The following is a 627-nucleotide window of genomic DNA, read 5'->3' as shown; positions in this document are numbered from 1 at the left end:
CCCCGCCACAATGGGGACAATAGTTCGGTTGCAACAGTTTCCAGAGTTCATACTGCCGTGGGGACGGTTTGAACTCGATGCGCAGGTTTCTGGGTGGTTTGAGCCTGTTGACCGCCATTCGATTTATATAATCTGAATGGTTATGTCCCTTTCGGACTCGAGCATGGCATACAGTTTTTGGAATGTAGTACGGGATTCCAAAACTTTTCCCTTGACCGTATTCTTTCCCACGATGATACAGCCGGCGGAATCTCCCTCGGTGTTGCCTGAATGGATCAGGATGCCGAGGAAATGCGGTACATCGTGCAGATATGGCATTTTTTTCTTGTACTTGGGGCTGTACTGAAGGGTAACTTTATAAGTCCCGGCAGGAATGGCGGTCTTGGAATAGACCTTCTCCCTGCATGTGCAGGAACGGCCGCGAGGAGTATCCGGACAGGTTGCCGGAAGTTTCCTCACGGCATCTTCGATGGTGTTACAGAAAAATTTGCCGTTGATGGACAGGTCGCCTATGGTATAGGTCTGACCTTTGAATTTGCGGTTGAGTGTCAGCTTCATACTTCGATACTATTTGTATCGAAAGAGTAGAGACGGACGCCGGCTAATGTTTATTATATGTGTTTGTAA

At 48.2% G+C, this 627-nt stretch carries 1 protein-coding gene; it reads right to left on the bottom strand.

What is annotated here, in order from left to right; genetic code table 11:
- Positions 1-123: 123 nt before the first annotated feature.
- Positions 124-558: a DUF5675 family protein gene (locus tag KG118_RS17360; RefSeq protein ID WP_008860756.1), complete on the bottom strand. Its 435-nt coding sequence runs from the start codon at positions 556-558 to the stop codon at positions 124-126.
- Positions 559-627: the final 69 nt, after the last annotated feature.

It is taken from the genome of Bacteroides propionicigenes (genome assembly GCF_018390535.1).
Lineage (GTDB): Bacteria > Bacteroidota > Bacteroidia > Bacteroidales > Bacteroidaceae > Bacteroides > Bacteroides propionicigenes.
Note: the sequence above shows the minus strand (reverse complement) of the source record. Positions and strands in the feature narration are given on the sequence as shown.